At 67.2% G+C, this 14,154-nt stretch carries 10 protein-coding genes; 5 read left to right on the forward strand and 5 right to left on the reverse strand.

Annotation, left to right across the window (positions count from 1 at the left end; all coding sequences use genetic code 11):
* The coding region (locus ACGFI1_RS41080) for a helix-turn-helix domain-containing protein (protein ID WP_392793063.1) at positions 1 to 360 on the reverse strand (360 nt) is incomplete at its 3' end.
* A 138-nt stretch (positions 361 to 498) separates the two neighbouring features.
* Here ACGFI1_RS41080 and ACGFI1_RS41085 point away from each other — a divergent pair.
* From ACGFI1_RS41085 to ACGFI1_RS41100, 4 genes are all read left to right on the forward strand, one after another.
* Positions 499 to 888, forward strand: a complete 390-nt coding sequence (locus ACGFI1_RS41085) for an ATP-binding protein (RefSeq protein ID WP_392793065.1) — start codon at positions 499 to 501, stop codon at positions 886 to 888.
* Between the two features lie 172 nt (positions 889 to 1,060).
* Positions 1,061 to 1,204 carry a hypothetical protein gene (locus tag ACGFI1_RS41090; protein ID WP_392793066.1) on the forward strand — a complete coding sequence of 48 codons (144 nt, stop codon included), beginning with the start codon at positions 1,061 to 1,063 and terminating at the stop codon, positions 1,202 to 1,204.
* An 81-nt stretch (positions 1,205 to 1,285) separates the two neighbouring features.
* Positions 1,286 to 1,453: a hypothetical protein gene (locus tag ACGFI1_RS41095; protein ID WP_392793067.1), complete on the forward strand. Its 168-nt coding sequence runs from the start codon at positions 1,286 to 1,288 to the stop codon at positions 1,451 to 1,453.
* Entirely contained in the window at positions 1,450 to 2,529 is a 1,080-nt protein-coding gene (locus ACGFI1_RS41100) for a methyltransferase domain-containing protein (RefSeq protein WP_392793068.1), read from the forward strand. Before ACGFI1_RS41095 ends, ACGFI1_RS41100 begins: the two co-directional genes overlap by 4 nt.
* Before the next feature lie 58 nt (positions 2,530 to 2,587).
* On the opposite strand, the gene ACGFI1_RS41105 is transcribed toward ACGFI1_RS41100, so the two are convergent.
* The 4 genes from ACGFI1_RS41105 to drmD form a co-directional block, all read right to left on the reverse strand.
* A complete protein-coding gene (locus tag ACGFI1_RS41105) occupies positions 2,588 to 3,313 on the reverse strand; it encodes a hypothetical protein (RefSeq protein ID WP_392793069.1) in 726 nt (241 codons plus the stop codon).
* On the reverse strand, positions 3,310 to 4,380 hold the full coding sequence (locus tag ACGFI1_RS41110) for an EcsC family protein (RefSeq protein WP_392793070.1): 1,071 nt from the start codon (positions 4,378 to 4,380) through the stop codon (positions 3,310 to 3,312). The genes ACGFI1_RS41105 and ACGFI1_RS41110 overlap by 4 nt, the downstream gene beginning before the upstream one ends.
* A gap of 573 nt (positions 4,381 to 4,953) precedes the next feature.
* Positions 4,954 to 8,979 (reverse strand): Eco57I restriction-modification methylase domain-containing protein, encoded by a 4,026-nt coding sequence (locus ACGFI1_RS41115; protein ID WP_392793071.1) that lies wholly within the window; start codon positions 8,977 to 8,979, stop codon positions 4,954 to 4,956.
* A 2-nt stretch (positions 8,980 to 8,981) separates the two neighbouring features.
* Entirely contained in the window at positions 8,982 to 12,080 is a 3,099-nt protein-coding gene (drmD, locus tag ACGFI1_RS41120; RefSeq protein ID WP_392793072.1) for a DISARM system SNF2-like helicase DrmD, read from the reverse strand.
* Between the two features lie 213 nt (positions 12,081 to 12,293).
* On the opposite strand from drmD, the gene ACGFI1_RS41125 reads away from it, so the two are divergent.
* The gene (locus ACGFI1_RS41125; protein WP_392793073.1) at positions 12,294 to 14,102 is read left to right on the forward strand and encodes a WD40 repeat domain-containing serine/threonine protein kinase; all 1,809 of its coding nucleotides are present in this window, start codon (positions 12,294 to 12,296) and stop codon (positions 14,100 to 14,102) included.
* Positions 14,103 to 14,154 lie beyond the last annotated feature (52 nt).

Genomic DNA, 14,154 nt, shown 5'->3' on the forward strand with positions numbered 1-14,154 from the left:
AGGCTCAAGCACTAGCCTGGAATGCATTCCGACCTTCCATCGACCTCCAATCATGCATTCACTCGAAACGTGCGACTTCACGTCGCACAACCAGTTCGGGTCATGCGCCATACGGGCGTACCACAGCAGCAGTTCAAAGAGTCCGCCAGTCTCGAATTTCACGTCGAGACGCCGCGCATAGTCCACCTGCAGCTTCGCACGCCCGGCTTCGATGTTTGAAACGCTCGATCGAGCCATCCCGATGATCTTTCCCCACTGAGCGAGCGACAGCTCCTCCTTCTCCCGCATGAACCGCAGGTAGTAGGCCAGGAAGTGCCACATTGAGGTCTTGGGGTCGAGGGGTTCGCGGACGATCTTCATCGGCCCTCCGTGTTTTTGATTTCCGTTGATACAGGCGAGATTAGCCACCGCGCGTGATCCTCGTTACAGGAAATCGGAAACTCGGGCAAGGACGGGACGATGGCGATGACTGCGGCCGCAGAGCCGATCATGCCCCTGATGGGCACACCTTCCGCAGTGGGGCAAGCTCGCACATTCACGGACACACAAATCCGTAAATGGAACTACCCGCACATTCTCGACAGCGCGCTTCTCATCGTCTCGGAACTCGTCACGAACGCGGCCCGCCAGACGCCGGACGAGGAGATCCGCCTCCAGCTCAGCCGGGACGACTACGGGGTCATCATCGCCGTCTGGGACGCCGACCACGAGCTGCCCGCGGCCAAGCCGATGAAGGAACTCACCCTCGACGACCTCGACCTGTCGGAGGAGGCGTTCGACGACAACGGCGGCTGGGGCCTGCACATCGTCCAGGCCATGTCCGCCAAATGCGGCGTCACCGCCGACCCCGCAGGCGGCAAGTGGGTCTGGTCGCGGATGCACCCGTAGCCGACCTCGGCTCCGCGCTCATCCGCATCGCCGGTCCAGGCATGACCTCGACGAGAGGCAGCACGAAGATGACCACTGACCACCTGTCGTGCGGCATCGTCGCGCGCAGCGGTACGGCCGCCGCCGACACGATCGCGCACGCGGTCGGCGCGCACGCCGGAATCCGTCCGTGATGGGGAGCGAGTTCGCGCAGCTCCTGCGGCTGTTCCTGCTCTTCGGAGCGGGATGCCTCCTCTTCGGAGCCATGGCGGGCTACCTCCTCGGTCCGGGCCTGGTGCACCAGACCCGCCGCCTCCTGCACAGGCTGCGCCGATAGGGCCGATCACGGCCGACGCCTGGACCCCTCCGGGCGGACGGCGTTCCGGGCGCGGCACATGCCCGTCCGTCCGGAGGTTCAGTGCGGTTCACCAGCCGCAACGACACAACCAAGGAGAAGATGATGGGCGACCGCGACAAGGGAAACAGCGACGAGAGGACCGCCACCGACGGGGACAAGCCGCAGGGCGGATCCCGTGGGACCGGTGACAGGACCAACGGCAACCCCAACGACGGGAAGCGTTCGTGACCAACTGGCACGAGACCATCGGCTCGGTGCCCCGGCGTTCGTTCACACCCGATGTGGTGTGGGCGGACCTGGGGCCCGGCCCTTGGGCACGGATCGACCGCAACGCCGACCCCGGCACGTGGGAAGAGGTCGTGGCGCTCGACCAGCCCCTGGTGACCCAGTTCGAGGACGGCCGGACCGAGGGCGAAGGGCTGGCCAGCTCGTCGCTGTCGATGCCGACATTGGTGGTCGAGTTCCTGGAGCAGCTCGACCCGTACGACCACGATCGCGTCCTGGAGATCGGCACCGGTTCGGGATGGACGGCCGCGCTGCTGTCCGCCCGGGTGGGCGCCCACAACGTGACCACGGTGGAAGTCGACGCGGACCTGTCGGCCAAGGCCGCGGAACGGCTCCGGGCCGCCGGCCACGAGCCTCGCGTCATCGTGGGCGACGGCGCGAACGGATACCCCGAAGGCGCCCCCTACGACCGGCTCCACGCGACATGCGCGGTCTCGCGCGTGCCGTACGCATGGGTGGAGCAGACGCGGACGGGCGGACGGATCGTGACCCCGTTCTCGGCCGGGTTCGGATGCGGCGCCGTCCTGCGCCTGGACGTCCTCGACGACGGGACGGCCGTGGGCAGGTTCGCCGGGTCGGCCGACTACATGGTGCTGCGCGCACAACGCCCCGCCTACGGGCCAGCCCGGACATGGGCGAAGGCCGTGGACAGAGAAGTCCGGGTAAGCCGCACCCGCCTGGACCCCCGCTCACTCTCCTACGGACCAGTGAGCATCGACCTCACCGTGGCAGCCCTCGTGCCAGGCGTGGTCTCAAGGCTCTACTCCGACGCCACCGGAGCGACCGCCTGGGTCCTGGACCGCGAATCCCATGAAGGCGCGTGGGCCTCGGTCGACTACGAGCCCGGCCGACCCGACTACGAGGTCCAGCAGGCAGGAGACCGGTCCCTCTGGGACGAGACCGAGGCCGCCTACCTGCAATGGCTCAGATGGGGACGCCCCGACATCACCCGCTTCGGCATCACCGTCACACCCGACGACCAGACGATCTGGTTGGACACCCCAACCAACCCGATCTGATCGGCAACACCCGGCTGCCAGCCCCGCTGACCCGAAACCGAGGCTGGCAGCTCACTTCTCATCCAGACCGTATTGCCAGAGCGGGCGGGGCCAACATCCGCGCCGGGCGGTGGGCGAGGTCGAGCGCCTCAGCGTCCGGCAGGCGTGGAAGCGGCGTCAGTTGCAGTGGCGGCGCGCTGGTCGCGAAGGCGGCCCGGTGACCGGGGCCGATCAGCCATGTGCAACGAGGTCGGATGGTCCACAGACGCCAGGCGAGCTGGCGCTGCTCGTCGCCCCGCTTCTTCGTCTCCGGCCCCGGTGCCTCGTCGGCGAACCGGCTCAGCATGCCTTCGCGTAGCCGCTTCAGGGCGCCGGTGTCCCGCTTCGCCTCACCGAGAACCACGACATTCGATTCGTCATCGACTATGGCCAGGTCCAGTTGCAGGGCCGCCGGAGGCAGCTCGAAGAGCACGCGCTCGGCCGGATAGTAAAGGTTGGTGATCGCGTCCACGTAGGACGCGATCTGGGGAAGGTACTCGGCGTTGTACCAGCCGCCGGTGCGCGACCGCGACAGCAGCCCCCAGCGACCGGTAGGTGTCGGACGATCGATCGTGTTGAACCGCGCCCCGCGGTGCAGCGTGATGAGTCCACGCTCAACCCCCGAGAAGAACAGCGCGAGGTCGTCGGCGTCGATCGCGTTGGCCGTGGGGTTCAGTTCACCGGTGCTCATGAAGTCGGGGTTGTCGGCGTACAGCTCGGCCGCTCCCCGCTGCAGCAGCTCGATGAAGTCGTCCAGCAAGCTCATCCACGCTCGCCGCCTTCTGCACCCGGCGCGGGTTCGCGGCGTTCGCGCTCGTTGTCGTCCTCGACGATCTCAGCGTCGACGATGTCGACGATGTCGACGTCATCGCGGGAGTCCGCATCCGCATCGGCGGCGACCGGGTCGGGCTCCGCCTCGATTCCGTAGCGGTCGCGCAGGAACCGCTCGCGGTAGAGGTGCTCCGCGTCATCCGTGATGCGCCTCAGAAACCGCGTGTTCATCCCGGCGCCGATCGCGATGCCCATGACCGGAACCGCTTGCCCCAGCTTCACCTTCGTGAGGCGGAACCCGAGGCGCGTGAACACCGTCTCCACCACCTTGGTGACGACGCTCTTGTTGAGATGCTCCCACGTAGCGTTCCGTGCGAGTGCTTGGACGAGCTTGTTGAGCTCCGCGTAGGCAATGACCTTCCCCGCCTCGGAGGCCGTACCGAGGTTGAGTATGCCGAGCATGAAGAGTTGTTCGTCAGGATGGTCGGGGTCGTAGCCGTAGTAGGCACCGATGTGCGCGATGGCCCGCTGACCGGCGAGAAGGACCGCCGCGGAATCGGCTACCAGCGTTCCGATGACGAGTGCCGCACCGGGCGCGGCGCCGGCACCGGCTCCCGCGACGGTGCCGCCCGCCGCGAGCAGTCCGCCCCCGGAGGCGGCGAAGCCCGCTCCCGCACCTTCGGCACCGGCGAAGGCCGTGTAACGGAGGCCGAGCCGCGGCTTGACCTTGTCGATCAGCGCGAGATCGAGCTCCCGGATGTCCTCAAGATCTTCTACTTCGGCGTCGTGCTTGCGGTACGCCTTGACCACGGTCTTCTTCGGGACCGTCGCAATTGCCGCCCGGCCACCCAGCCCCACCAGTTCTTCGAGCGACTTGAGGAAGACCTTCTCGAAGTCGGGCAGGCCGGGCACGGCCTCGACACGGGTGCGGACCTTCTGCCCGACGCCGCGAAGACGCTCACGTGTCCCATCCGGCAGGGCTGCCCGCCGCGTGCGCGCGGCAAGGCGATCATTCCGCCATGCCTCGATCTGATCCCACGCCTTGCGGTCGTACGGCGCCATCTCACCGAGCATTTGGTTCCCGCCGTTCATCATGTCCCCCGTGCCACCTTGAGGGGCCCCACGTTTTTCGGACAGCCTTAAATAGGCGACCAGTAGGCAGACCTACACTGCCCGCCGCCTATCCAGCTCACGAGGTGAACCTCGGCCGACGTCCCACAATCACCAACAGATTGAAGACCAGGCCAATTGTAGAAGCCGTCGAAGCACAACACAATAGCGCGGCAAACATTGGACCACGGGGTCATCCACCAATGCATCAACGCGCGCGGAACGGCCGGCAAGTGGTCGGGCCAGGAGCGGTAGTTTCTCGGGCTCAGGGCGACAGTCCCGCGTATGGACCAGGTTATCGGCGATGAAACTGCTACAGGCGTAGAGGCGTCAGACGGTCCAGGTTCGCAACACCCCACCTGGATGCTCGGCCCGACCCCTCCAACTCGCCCCTCAAAATCGCCCTTCGATGGAAGGGCACCGCATCCGAAAGGCGATCACGGGCATCTTCCCACCCGAACCCGTCGGTTTCCGGCGTGTTGCCCGCATGCACGTCCTCATGACAATACGCCGCAAGTCAACGAATCAGAAGAGGCCGTCCTGTTCACTGGCTTTGCGGCGCTTCTTGCCCTTCTTGTCATGCAGACCGGCGGCTACCTCGGCTGCGTAGCGTTCGTGGTTCAGCTCCAGCAGGCGATCCACCAACTCCCGCTGGACGGCAGGACCCACGGTGTATCGAGTCTCACGTCCGATGTCGTGGTGCCCGTGGTCGAGCTGCGAGATTAGGTCATCCCACCCATACGCCCGACACACAGCCTCATCGATCGACTTGTGGGTCTCTCGCAGTTCAACGATGTCCGCATCGCTGCACTCCGGGTCATGGACGAGGTTGTACGTCTTCGTCAGCCCAGCCTGCCGCGCCAACATGACGTCCTGCCGGAACCGATCAAGCCGATCCCCCAGCCTGCGCATCTCCTGCGTCATCTCTGGCAACGGCAACGTCTCAAACACATCCGACGGCGTGTACCGCAGGTCAGCCTTCATCGATGAAGCACGCGAGACCGCCCACCAGTAGTGCGGCGAACTGCTCAGCAAAGCCAACATTGCCGTGTCATCCGTCGCGAACACGCCCAGCATGTGCGAAAAAACCTGCCCAGTCGGCACCATCACCGGCATGACCGTCTTACTGACAAACGTGATGGCGATAACCCGCTGCAGCCCCACAATCGCTTGGCGCATGGTCATCTGGTTCTCGGCATACTGCCACCAGCGTTCACGATAAATTTTCCGCGCGACCCTGTCGCGTTCAGGTTTCACTAGGCGAAGAACGCGATCGAAGCAGTCAGGGTAGGATTTCGCCCTTTGCAGAGGCCAATCTCGAAAGTCAATGATCCACCGACTGGCCGACAGATCGGGACGAGAATTCAGATCTTGACCGATAAGATAAGGATGCAAAACCTCTGCATTTTTCGGGTCAGTCGCGATCAATCCTTGAGCAACTTCGGGCTCCATTGTAAACCCTAGTCCGTTAACCAGGATCCCGTAATGCGCGATGCCCTGGCTGGCGACAAGCCTTTGCGCTCGTCCGGTCACACGCGATACCGGTTCAAGGGAGGAAGTAATACCCGCAACAGGCAGGCCGTCAGCTACACGCCGCGCGCTCTCCCCAAGCGGCCTCTTGCTAGACCAAAATACACAGTACTCAAGCACGGCACTCTTAGACGGCCAAGGGCGCGACTTAACAGACCCGCGAATCACAACCCCTGAAGCGAGAAGCTGGTCCAATCCCACTTCGCGCGTATCGCCTTGCGCTAGACTGTTTGTCGCAATTAGGCCGACCTGCCCTTCTGAATTTACGATCCAGTGGGCCCGCAAGACAAAATACGCAACCAGGTCAGCGGATCCTTTTTTGCCATCAGCGACCGAGACCACCAAGTGCTCGCGATATGCGACACCAGCAGATCCGGAAATTTTACGCCCGCCCAGAAATGGCGGGTTTCCGATAATGGCGTCGAAGCCGCCGTTCTCGAAGACCTCTGGAAAAACGAGGGGCCAGTGAATGGGCTCACGGTCGAAGGCTCCCGGCGGCTGGTCGGTGCGTAGCCACATGTGCAGTTGGTCACGGGCGGCAAGCTCGGCTGCCGCGTCACCGGACATGACCTTGAGAGCCTGGGTCACGCCCTGCTTGGAGGCTGTGTCCAGACCCGCCGCTCCCCTGCTGGCGTAGGCCAACGCCGCTCCGGTGGTGAGGTCGGCGAGGAGGCGGGCGCGTTCGGTGTCCTTTTCGACCTCGGCGAGCATGGCACGCTTGGTGGCCAGCTTGTCCAGGTCGGTGCCTTCGATGGCGACCAGTTCGCGGCGCTTGTCGGCGACGCGGGCGACCAGCCCCCGAATGCCCGTGGTCAGGTCGAAGAGGGCGCCGTCGTCCTCGTGCAGTTTCCGGCCGGCCTTGGCGTCCATGTGCATGACTTCGAGCTGGTCGAGTGACGTGATCCCGAGCAGCGAGTCGCCGACGATGAGGCGGTCGTCCAGGAACGTGAAGGGCTTGTTCGGGTCCATGGAGACGAGCCACAACGAGAGCTTGGCCATTTCGACGGCCATCTCGTTGATGTCCGCGCCGTAGAGGCAGTGCTCGATGATCTGGCGGCTGGCGTCGATGGTGACCGGGTCCGTCTCGGCGTCGGCGGCCGTGGTGGTCGACTTGCCCTTGTAGTCGCGGACACGCTCGTCGCCCTCGCGGACCCACGCCTCCACCAGCTTGTCGGCCAGGTAACGGCAGGCGGCCACCAGGAACGCGGCCGAGCCCATGGCGATGTCGGCGACCTTCAGCGACAGGATCTCGTCCGAGGTCTTGAGCTTCCACTCATTCTTGTCGGCCGTCTGCAGGGGGCCGGGCGAGTAGACGAGCGGCTCCAAGGCACCCTCGACGACCTGCTTGGCGAGGAAGCTCGGTGTGTAGTGGGTGCCGGTGTTCTTCCGCAGCGACGACTCCGTGACGTACAGGGCGTCCGTCAGGATCACCACGGGCTCGTCGCGAAGGTCCCTGCGGATGAGGTTGTAGAACGGCAGCAGGCGTTCGGTCAGCGGGTAGTCGCCTCCCGTGACGGCCAGGAGTTTGCGCTGGGCGTCCTGCTTCTCGGCATCCGACAGGGGCGCGAGGCGCTTCTCAAGAGCCTTGGCGGAGCCGATCCGGGAGTCCTTGTACTCGGTGGCCAGCCTCGCGGCCAGCGACGGGACGTCCGGGCAGTCGGCGGCGAATTCCTCCAGGGTGCGGAGGGCGACCTCTTCTTCCAGCCCGGCCTTGCCGATCAGGCCGACGTAGGTCTCGTCCGCGTAGAAGCCCTCGAAGGAAAGCAGGCCCTCGTAGACGTATCCGATCTGCTCCACGTCCAGGGCGGCGAAGGAGAGCCTGCGGCGTTCGCGGCTCTTACCGGTTCCGATCTCGACGTACTGCACCGCTCGGAGCATGTGCAGAACGGTCCGGTCGTCGATGGTGTGCGGCAGCCACGCATACGTCTCCGGGTTGAAGATGGAGCCGTCGTGGGCGTGCATCTTCATTTCGGGATGGTCGACGCCGTAGTACACCGCGTTGAAGAGGGCGAGGAGGCGGTGCCAGCCGGTGTAGGTGTGTTCGAGGTCCTCCTCGCTGCCGTCCAGGGCGCGCTGCTCGAGTTCTGAGCAGAGGCGGCCTGCGGAGTATGCCGTCAGGTACAGCTCCCTGTCGGCGGGGAGGAGTCCGCGTTCCTCGGCGAAGAGGAGGAACACCACGCGCATCATGACGGCGACTGCGCCCCGGTAGACCTCGTGAGCGGACACGTCCCCGATGCCGCGTCCGCCTTGGGCGACGTCGGTGGTGTGGGCGCGTCCGATGGCGGCGACCAGCAGCTCCACGGCCTGGCGGACCTGGACGCCGAGGGCCTCGGTGATGTCCTCCTGGTTGTCCTTGCTGACGTCGAGGAGGTGTACGAGCGTCTCGTCGTCCGGGACGGCGAAGAAGCGGGCGCGATGGAGAATCGACACGAAGGCGCGGACGACGTCGCGTTCGGCGGCCTCGTGCCAGTTGACCGCGTCGAAGACGGCGGTGGTGGTGACGCCGCCGCGCGGGGCCCAGACGAGGGCCCACCAGCGTCCGTCGGTGGCGAGTCCGAGCTGGACGTCGTGGTGGCGGCAGAGCTGGGCGAGGCGGTCGACGGGAGTCGCGGCCCAGTCCGAGTCCTTGATCCGCTGGGTGGGGCGGTCGTCGCTGATGAGGCCGAGGAGCCGGACGTTCTTCGCGTCCGTGCCGGGGGTCGTGCCCGGTTCGAGGAGGGCGAACGACGGGGCGACCGCGGTGTCATGCTCGGGGACGTCCATGGACAGGGCGTCCAGGCCGGTGAAGTGCGCCGCGTCGTCCCAGCCGAGGAGTTCGGTCAGGACGTAGCCGATCCACGGGCGGCCCGGGAGGGCGGCGTGCTCCTGGCGGCGGCGTTCACGCGTGGCCTTGTCGAGCGCGTCGAGGGTGGGCCAGACACGGCGGAGTACGGGAACGCTGAGGAACGGGCCGGACACGTCGATCAGGCTGAGCCAGTCGGCGTGGTTGAAGTCGTCCTTGTGCTTGGGGAACCGTGCCATCGTCAGATCGCCTCTCGCTTCGGGACGACGAACACCACCGCGACGGGGAAGGAGTGCGGTTCGGGACTCGCGTAGCGTGCCTCGATCTGCTGGAGTTCGAGGGCCTTCTCGTCCTCCAGGCGTTGCAGGCGGTCCTCCCAGGACTTGCGGTCGTTCTGGTACTGGCGGATCTCGTCGCGGCTGCGCGTCTCGATCACCGAGAACAGGGTGTCCTCCTCGTCGCCCTTGGCGAGCTGGCCGCGCAGCGTGGCGGCGAACTGATCGATGTTCGCGGTGATGCGACGGGATTCGGCCTCGCGGCGCTGGTCGAGGCGCCGTTCGAGGGACTCCTGGCGGGTGTCCGCGCGCCACTTGATCGCGGCTTCGAGACCGGGGCGCAGCGACTCGAACCGCTCGGCGACCCGGTTCTGGATGCGCGGGGTCGCGGCCGTGCCCGCGGTGAGGGCGCGGTCGAGGATACCGCCGAGGCGGGTGAGGTTCTCCAGGCGGCGGAACCGTCCCCCCTCGGGCGCCCAGCCGCCCGCGTGGAGGACCTCCTCGTGCAGGCGGACGCCGTCCGCGCCGACGAGGACGAAGCGGGAGAACGCGGCGACGAGCGTCGCCTCCAGCTCCGGGTCGTCGCTGGTGACGGCGGTGACCCGGTGCAGGTCGATGCGGTCGTTGGACACGGCGGCGCGCAGCAGCCGGGTCGACATCGCGACGAGCGGGTGCCCGAGGTGGGCGAGGACGACGTCGTCGCGGTCCTTGGCGATCCGCTGGTCGAACGTGACGGGAAGCTGGCGGGGCGGCTGGCCGTCCTTCGGCAGCTTCTCCAGCAGGCCGGTGGACGCGCGCTCCCACGACCCGGTCAGGACGGGCACCTCATAGACGCCGTCGTCGGGATCGACGGCCTTCTTGAGCGGCTGCTGCCGGGCGAGTTCGAGGGCGGTGTCGACGACGCGCTTGATGCCGGGCGGGGTGATGCGCAGCTCGCGGACCGTCTCGTCCAGATTCTCGCGGAGCTTGCGGACCTGGCCGCCGACGTCGGACTCGGAAGGGACATTGTCCTTCTTCGCGGCCCTCGCGGTCTCGGCGTCCACGTCGACTCGCTCGCCGAGAAGCCGGCGCTGCACGGCGTCGGCGAGGACGGCGTTGACGGACCCGAGGTCCTCCTGCATCTGCGCGACCTTCACGGCCACGCGGGACAGGAACTCCAGGTCGGCCTCGTAGGAGTCGACGGCCTTGTCCCATCCGGTGCCGACGAAATGGCGGATCTCCGGGACCTCGGTCTGGCCGTAGCGGTCGATGCGGCCGATGCGCTGCTCCAGCTTGTTCGGATTGAACGGGATGTCGTAGTTGACGAGCCGGTGGCAGTGGTTCTGCAGGTCGATGCCCTCGCTGGCGGCGTCGGTGGCGAGCAGGATGCGGACGGGATGCTCGGCCGGCGACTTCTGGAACGCCAGGCGCAGCGTCTCCCTCTGCCCGGCGTCCATCGAGCCGTCGAGTTCGGCGACGCGGTCGCCGCCCATGCCCTGGGCGCGCAGAAGGTCGCGCAGCCAGTCCTTGGTGTCGCGGTACTCGGTGAAGACGATGACGCGCTCGTTCGTCCAGTCGCGGTCGGGACGGCAGACCGACCGCAGGTACTCGATGAGCTTGCGGGCCTTCGCGTCCGGCTGCGCCTCGTGCGCCGCCGCCCAGTCGTGCATGCGCTGGAGGAGGGCCAGTTCCTCGTCGCGGGACTCCACGAGCGGGGTGGTGAGGGTGAGGGCGTCGGACTCGGCCTCGTCCAAGGACTCGTCGTCGAGGGTGGCGACGTCGTCGAAGAAGCCCTCCAGCCATTCGTCCTCTGGCGGGAGGATGCGGCGTCCCTTCGACCGCAGCGTCTCCATGTAGGCGGCGACGGTGTGCGCGAACGCGGCCGGGCTGGAGAACAGGCGCTTCTTCAGCAGCAGGGTCACCAGGTCGGCGGCGCGGCGCCCGCGGGTCTTGTTGAGGCGCCGGCGGCGGATCCGCGCGAACTCCTGCAGCAGCTTGTGGATCTCGCGCTCGTCGTCCGGGTAGACGACGGGGATCTCGCGGGCGTCGCGCGCCTTGAAGCGCGGGTCGCCATTGTCGATGATCTGGCGCTTGAGCCGCCGGACGACCGTGTCCTTGACGGCGGAGTCCTCGGGCCGGACGCCGCGGGCGAAGCGCTGGTCGTCGAGGATCTCCAGCAGCGCGGTGAAGCTCGCCTGGTAGCCGTTGTGGGGGGTCGCTGACAGGAACAGGCGGTGCGTGAAGTGCTGCGCCAGCCTCCGGATGAGCTTGGTCTGCTGGGAGTCGACCGCGTAGATCTGCTTGGGCGCGGCGGGAGCGACGTGGTGCGCCTCGTCCAGGATGAGGAGGTCGAACGTGCGCGGATAGGTCGGGCCGTCGGCCGGGAGTACCTCGTCCAGGAGACGCTGCGCCTTGGCGCCGCGCAGCCACGGGAGCGACACGATCGCGTGCGGGTACACCGCGAAGGGATTCGCGGCGCTGCCGTGCGTGCGGCGGACCCTGGCGCATTCCTCGGAGTCGATGATGGTGAAGTCGAGGCCGAACTTCTCGGCCATCTCGTCCCGCCACTTCACCGTCAGGCCGGCCGGGCAGACGATGAGGATCTTGCGCCCGCGCTGGCGGAGCAGGAGCTCCTGGGCGACCAGGCCCGCCTCGATGGTCTTGCCGAGGCCGACGTCGTCCGCCAGGAGCAGGTTGACGCGGGGCGCGTCGAGCGCGCGGGCGACGGGTTCGAGCTGGTAGTCCTCGATGGCGACGCCGGAACGGAACGGCGCCTGGAGGGTTCTCACGTCGGCGGACGCGACGGCGCCCCAGCGGACCGCGTCAAGGAACGCGGCAAGGCGCTCGGGCGGGTCGAACCTTCCCTGCCCCACCTCGGGGAGGGAGCCGGAGGGAAGGGTGCGGCGGCCGGGCTCGACCTCCCAGATGACGGAGAGCGTCTCGCCGTACCGGCCGTCCTCGACGGACTGGAGGGTGACGAGCGTGCTCTTACGCTGCTCGTCCACACTGCTCACGACCCAGCGCTGGCCGCGCACCTGGACGAGGGCACCTGTCTCGGGACGCTCATCGGGCACTGTCGCCGCCAACAGGTCTCCTCGGGTCGTGGCCACATTGAGCTGCGCACACTTCGTAGCACAGTGGCCGCGGGACATGTGGCGCATAGTCCCTATCCGGCCGACGGGAGCTCTGCCACCCTACGCCTGCGGCACATATCCGATCAACAGATGGATGTCGCGTGTAGCAAGTACACGACCAGAGACGTGATGCGTGCGTGATAGCCGATGTCTATCGTTGGCGCCGTGGCGGGGACTTCTGAGCTGGTGGGCGGCCGGTACCGGCTGGTCGAACTGGTCGGCCAAGGCGGGATGGGCCGGGTGTGGCGCGGCCACGACGAAGTGCTGGACCGTCCGGTAGCGGTCAAACAGATCCTGCTGCACACCGGGCTCGCGGACGGGCAGCGCGACGAACTGAACCGGCGGCTGCTGCGGGAGGCGCGTGCCGCGGCGCGCCTCAACCATCCGGGCATCGTCACGGTGCACGACGTCGTCGCGCACGACGGCGCCCCTGCCATCGTGATGGAGTTCCTTTCCGGCCCGTCACTCGCATCCCTGATCGAGCAGGAGGGACGGCTGCCGCTCAAGCGGGTGGCCGAAATCGGGGCGGCCATGCTGGACGCCCTGCGGGAGGCGCACGCCGCGGGCATCGTCCACCGCGACCTGAAACCCGACAACGTGCTGCTCGCCGGGCGCCGGACCGTGATCACGGATTTCGGTATCGCCAACGTCGCGGACGCCACGGCGCTGACCGCGTCGGGCACCGTCTTGGGCACCCCGGTCTTCATGGCTCCAGAACAACTTGAGGGCCAGCCCGCCGGCGGGGCGTGCGACCTGTGGTCACTAGGCGTGACCCTGTACAAGGCGGTGGAAGGTGTGGCCCCGTTCAGCGGACCGACCCTGACGTCCTTGTACGGGGCGATCCTGACGAAGGAGCCTCGTCCGGCGGAGCACGCGGGTCCTCTGGCGGAGGTTCTGGCGGGTCTCCTGGTAAAGGATCCCGCCCTGAGAGCCACCGCCGACCAGACGGCCGACGCCCTGGCCGCGCTTTCTCGCGAGGCGCCGCCTGCCGTGGGAGCGGGCTCAGCCCTCCCTCCCGGTCAGGCCACCGCCCCGCTCACCGAGCACACCGCCTTCAATGGCACCACCGTGCCCGCCTTTGATGCGGCCCTGGTGGCCCCTGTCCCTGACCAGCCGACACCACGGCTGCTCAAGGCCCACACCGACGCCGTCCGCGAGGTGGCGTTCAGCCCGGACGGCGAGGTGTTGGCCTCCGCGAGCCCCGATCGGACGGTCCGGTTCTGGGACATCGCCACGGGTCGCGTCATCCGCACGCTCGACGGTCACGCCAGCGCTGTCGAGTCGGTGGCGTTCGGCCTGGACGCCCGCACCGTGGCCACCGGCCACGCCGACGGTACGGCGCTGCTGTGGGAAGTGGCCACAGGCAGGACCATCCACAACTTCACCCTTCCCAGATCCGGCATCCGGTCGCTGGCATTCAGCCCCGACGGCACGATGCTCGCCATCAGCAACGCTTACACGACGCAGTTGCGAAGCGTGGAATCAGGCCGCACCGTCGTCACCCTCACGGACAAGTACAGCGGTGCCGGCTCGGTCGCCTTCAGCCCCGACGGCACCACGCTGGCCACCAACTCATGGTTGTGGGACGTGTCCACTGGCCACATGATCCACGGATTCCTGGAGTACAACGGCCACGTCAACGCCTCCGCGTTCAGCCCGGACGGCACCGTCCTGGCCACCGCCGACCGTGACGGGGCGGTGATGTTGTGGGACCTCGCCACCGGTGCCGCCACCACCCTCGAAGACCACATCCACATGGTCAACTCGGTCGCGTTCAGCCGCGACGGCATCCTGGCGGCCGGCAGCTCCGACCATACGGTCCAGCTGTGGGACACCGCCACGGGCAGCGCCTTCGGAGAGACCATCGCTCACAAGGGCTCGGTCGACACGGTCGCGTTCAGCCCGGACGGCACGCTCCTGGCCAGCGCCGGCGCGGACCGAATGGTGCGATTGTCGTCGGTACCACCGTCATGAGCCGGCCACGAGTGTCGCGAGTCGGTCACGAAGCGCATCCACGGGTTGATAG

This window comes from Actinomadura geliboluensis, from assembly GCF_043197915.1.
GTDB classification, from domain to species: Bacteria; Actinomycetota; Actinomycetes; order Streptosporangiales; family Streptosporangiaceae; genus Spirillospora; species Spirillospora geliboluensis.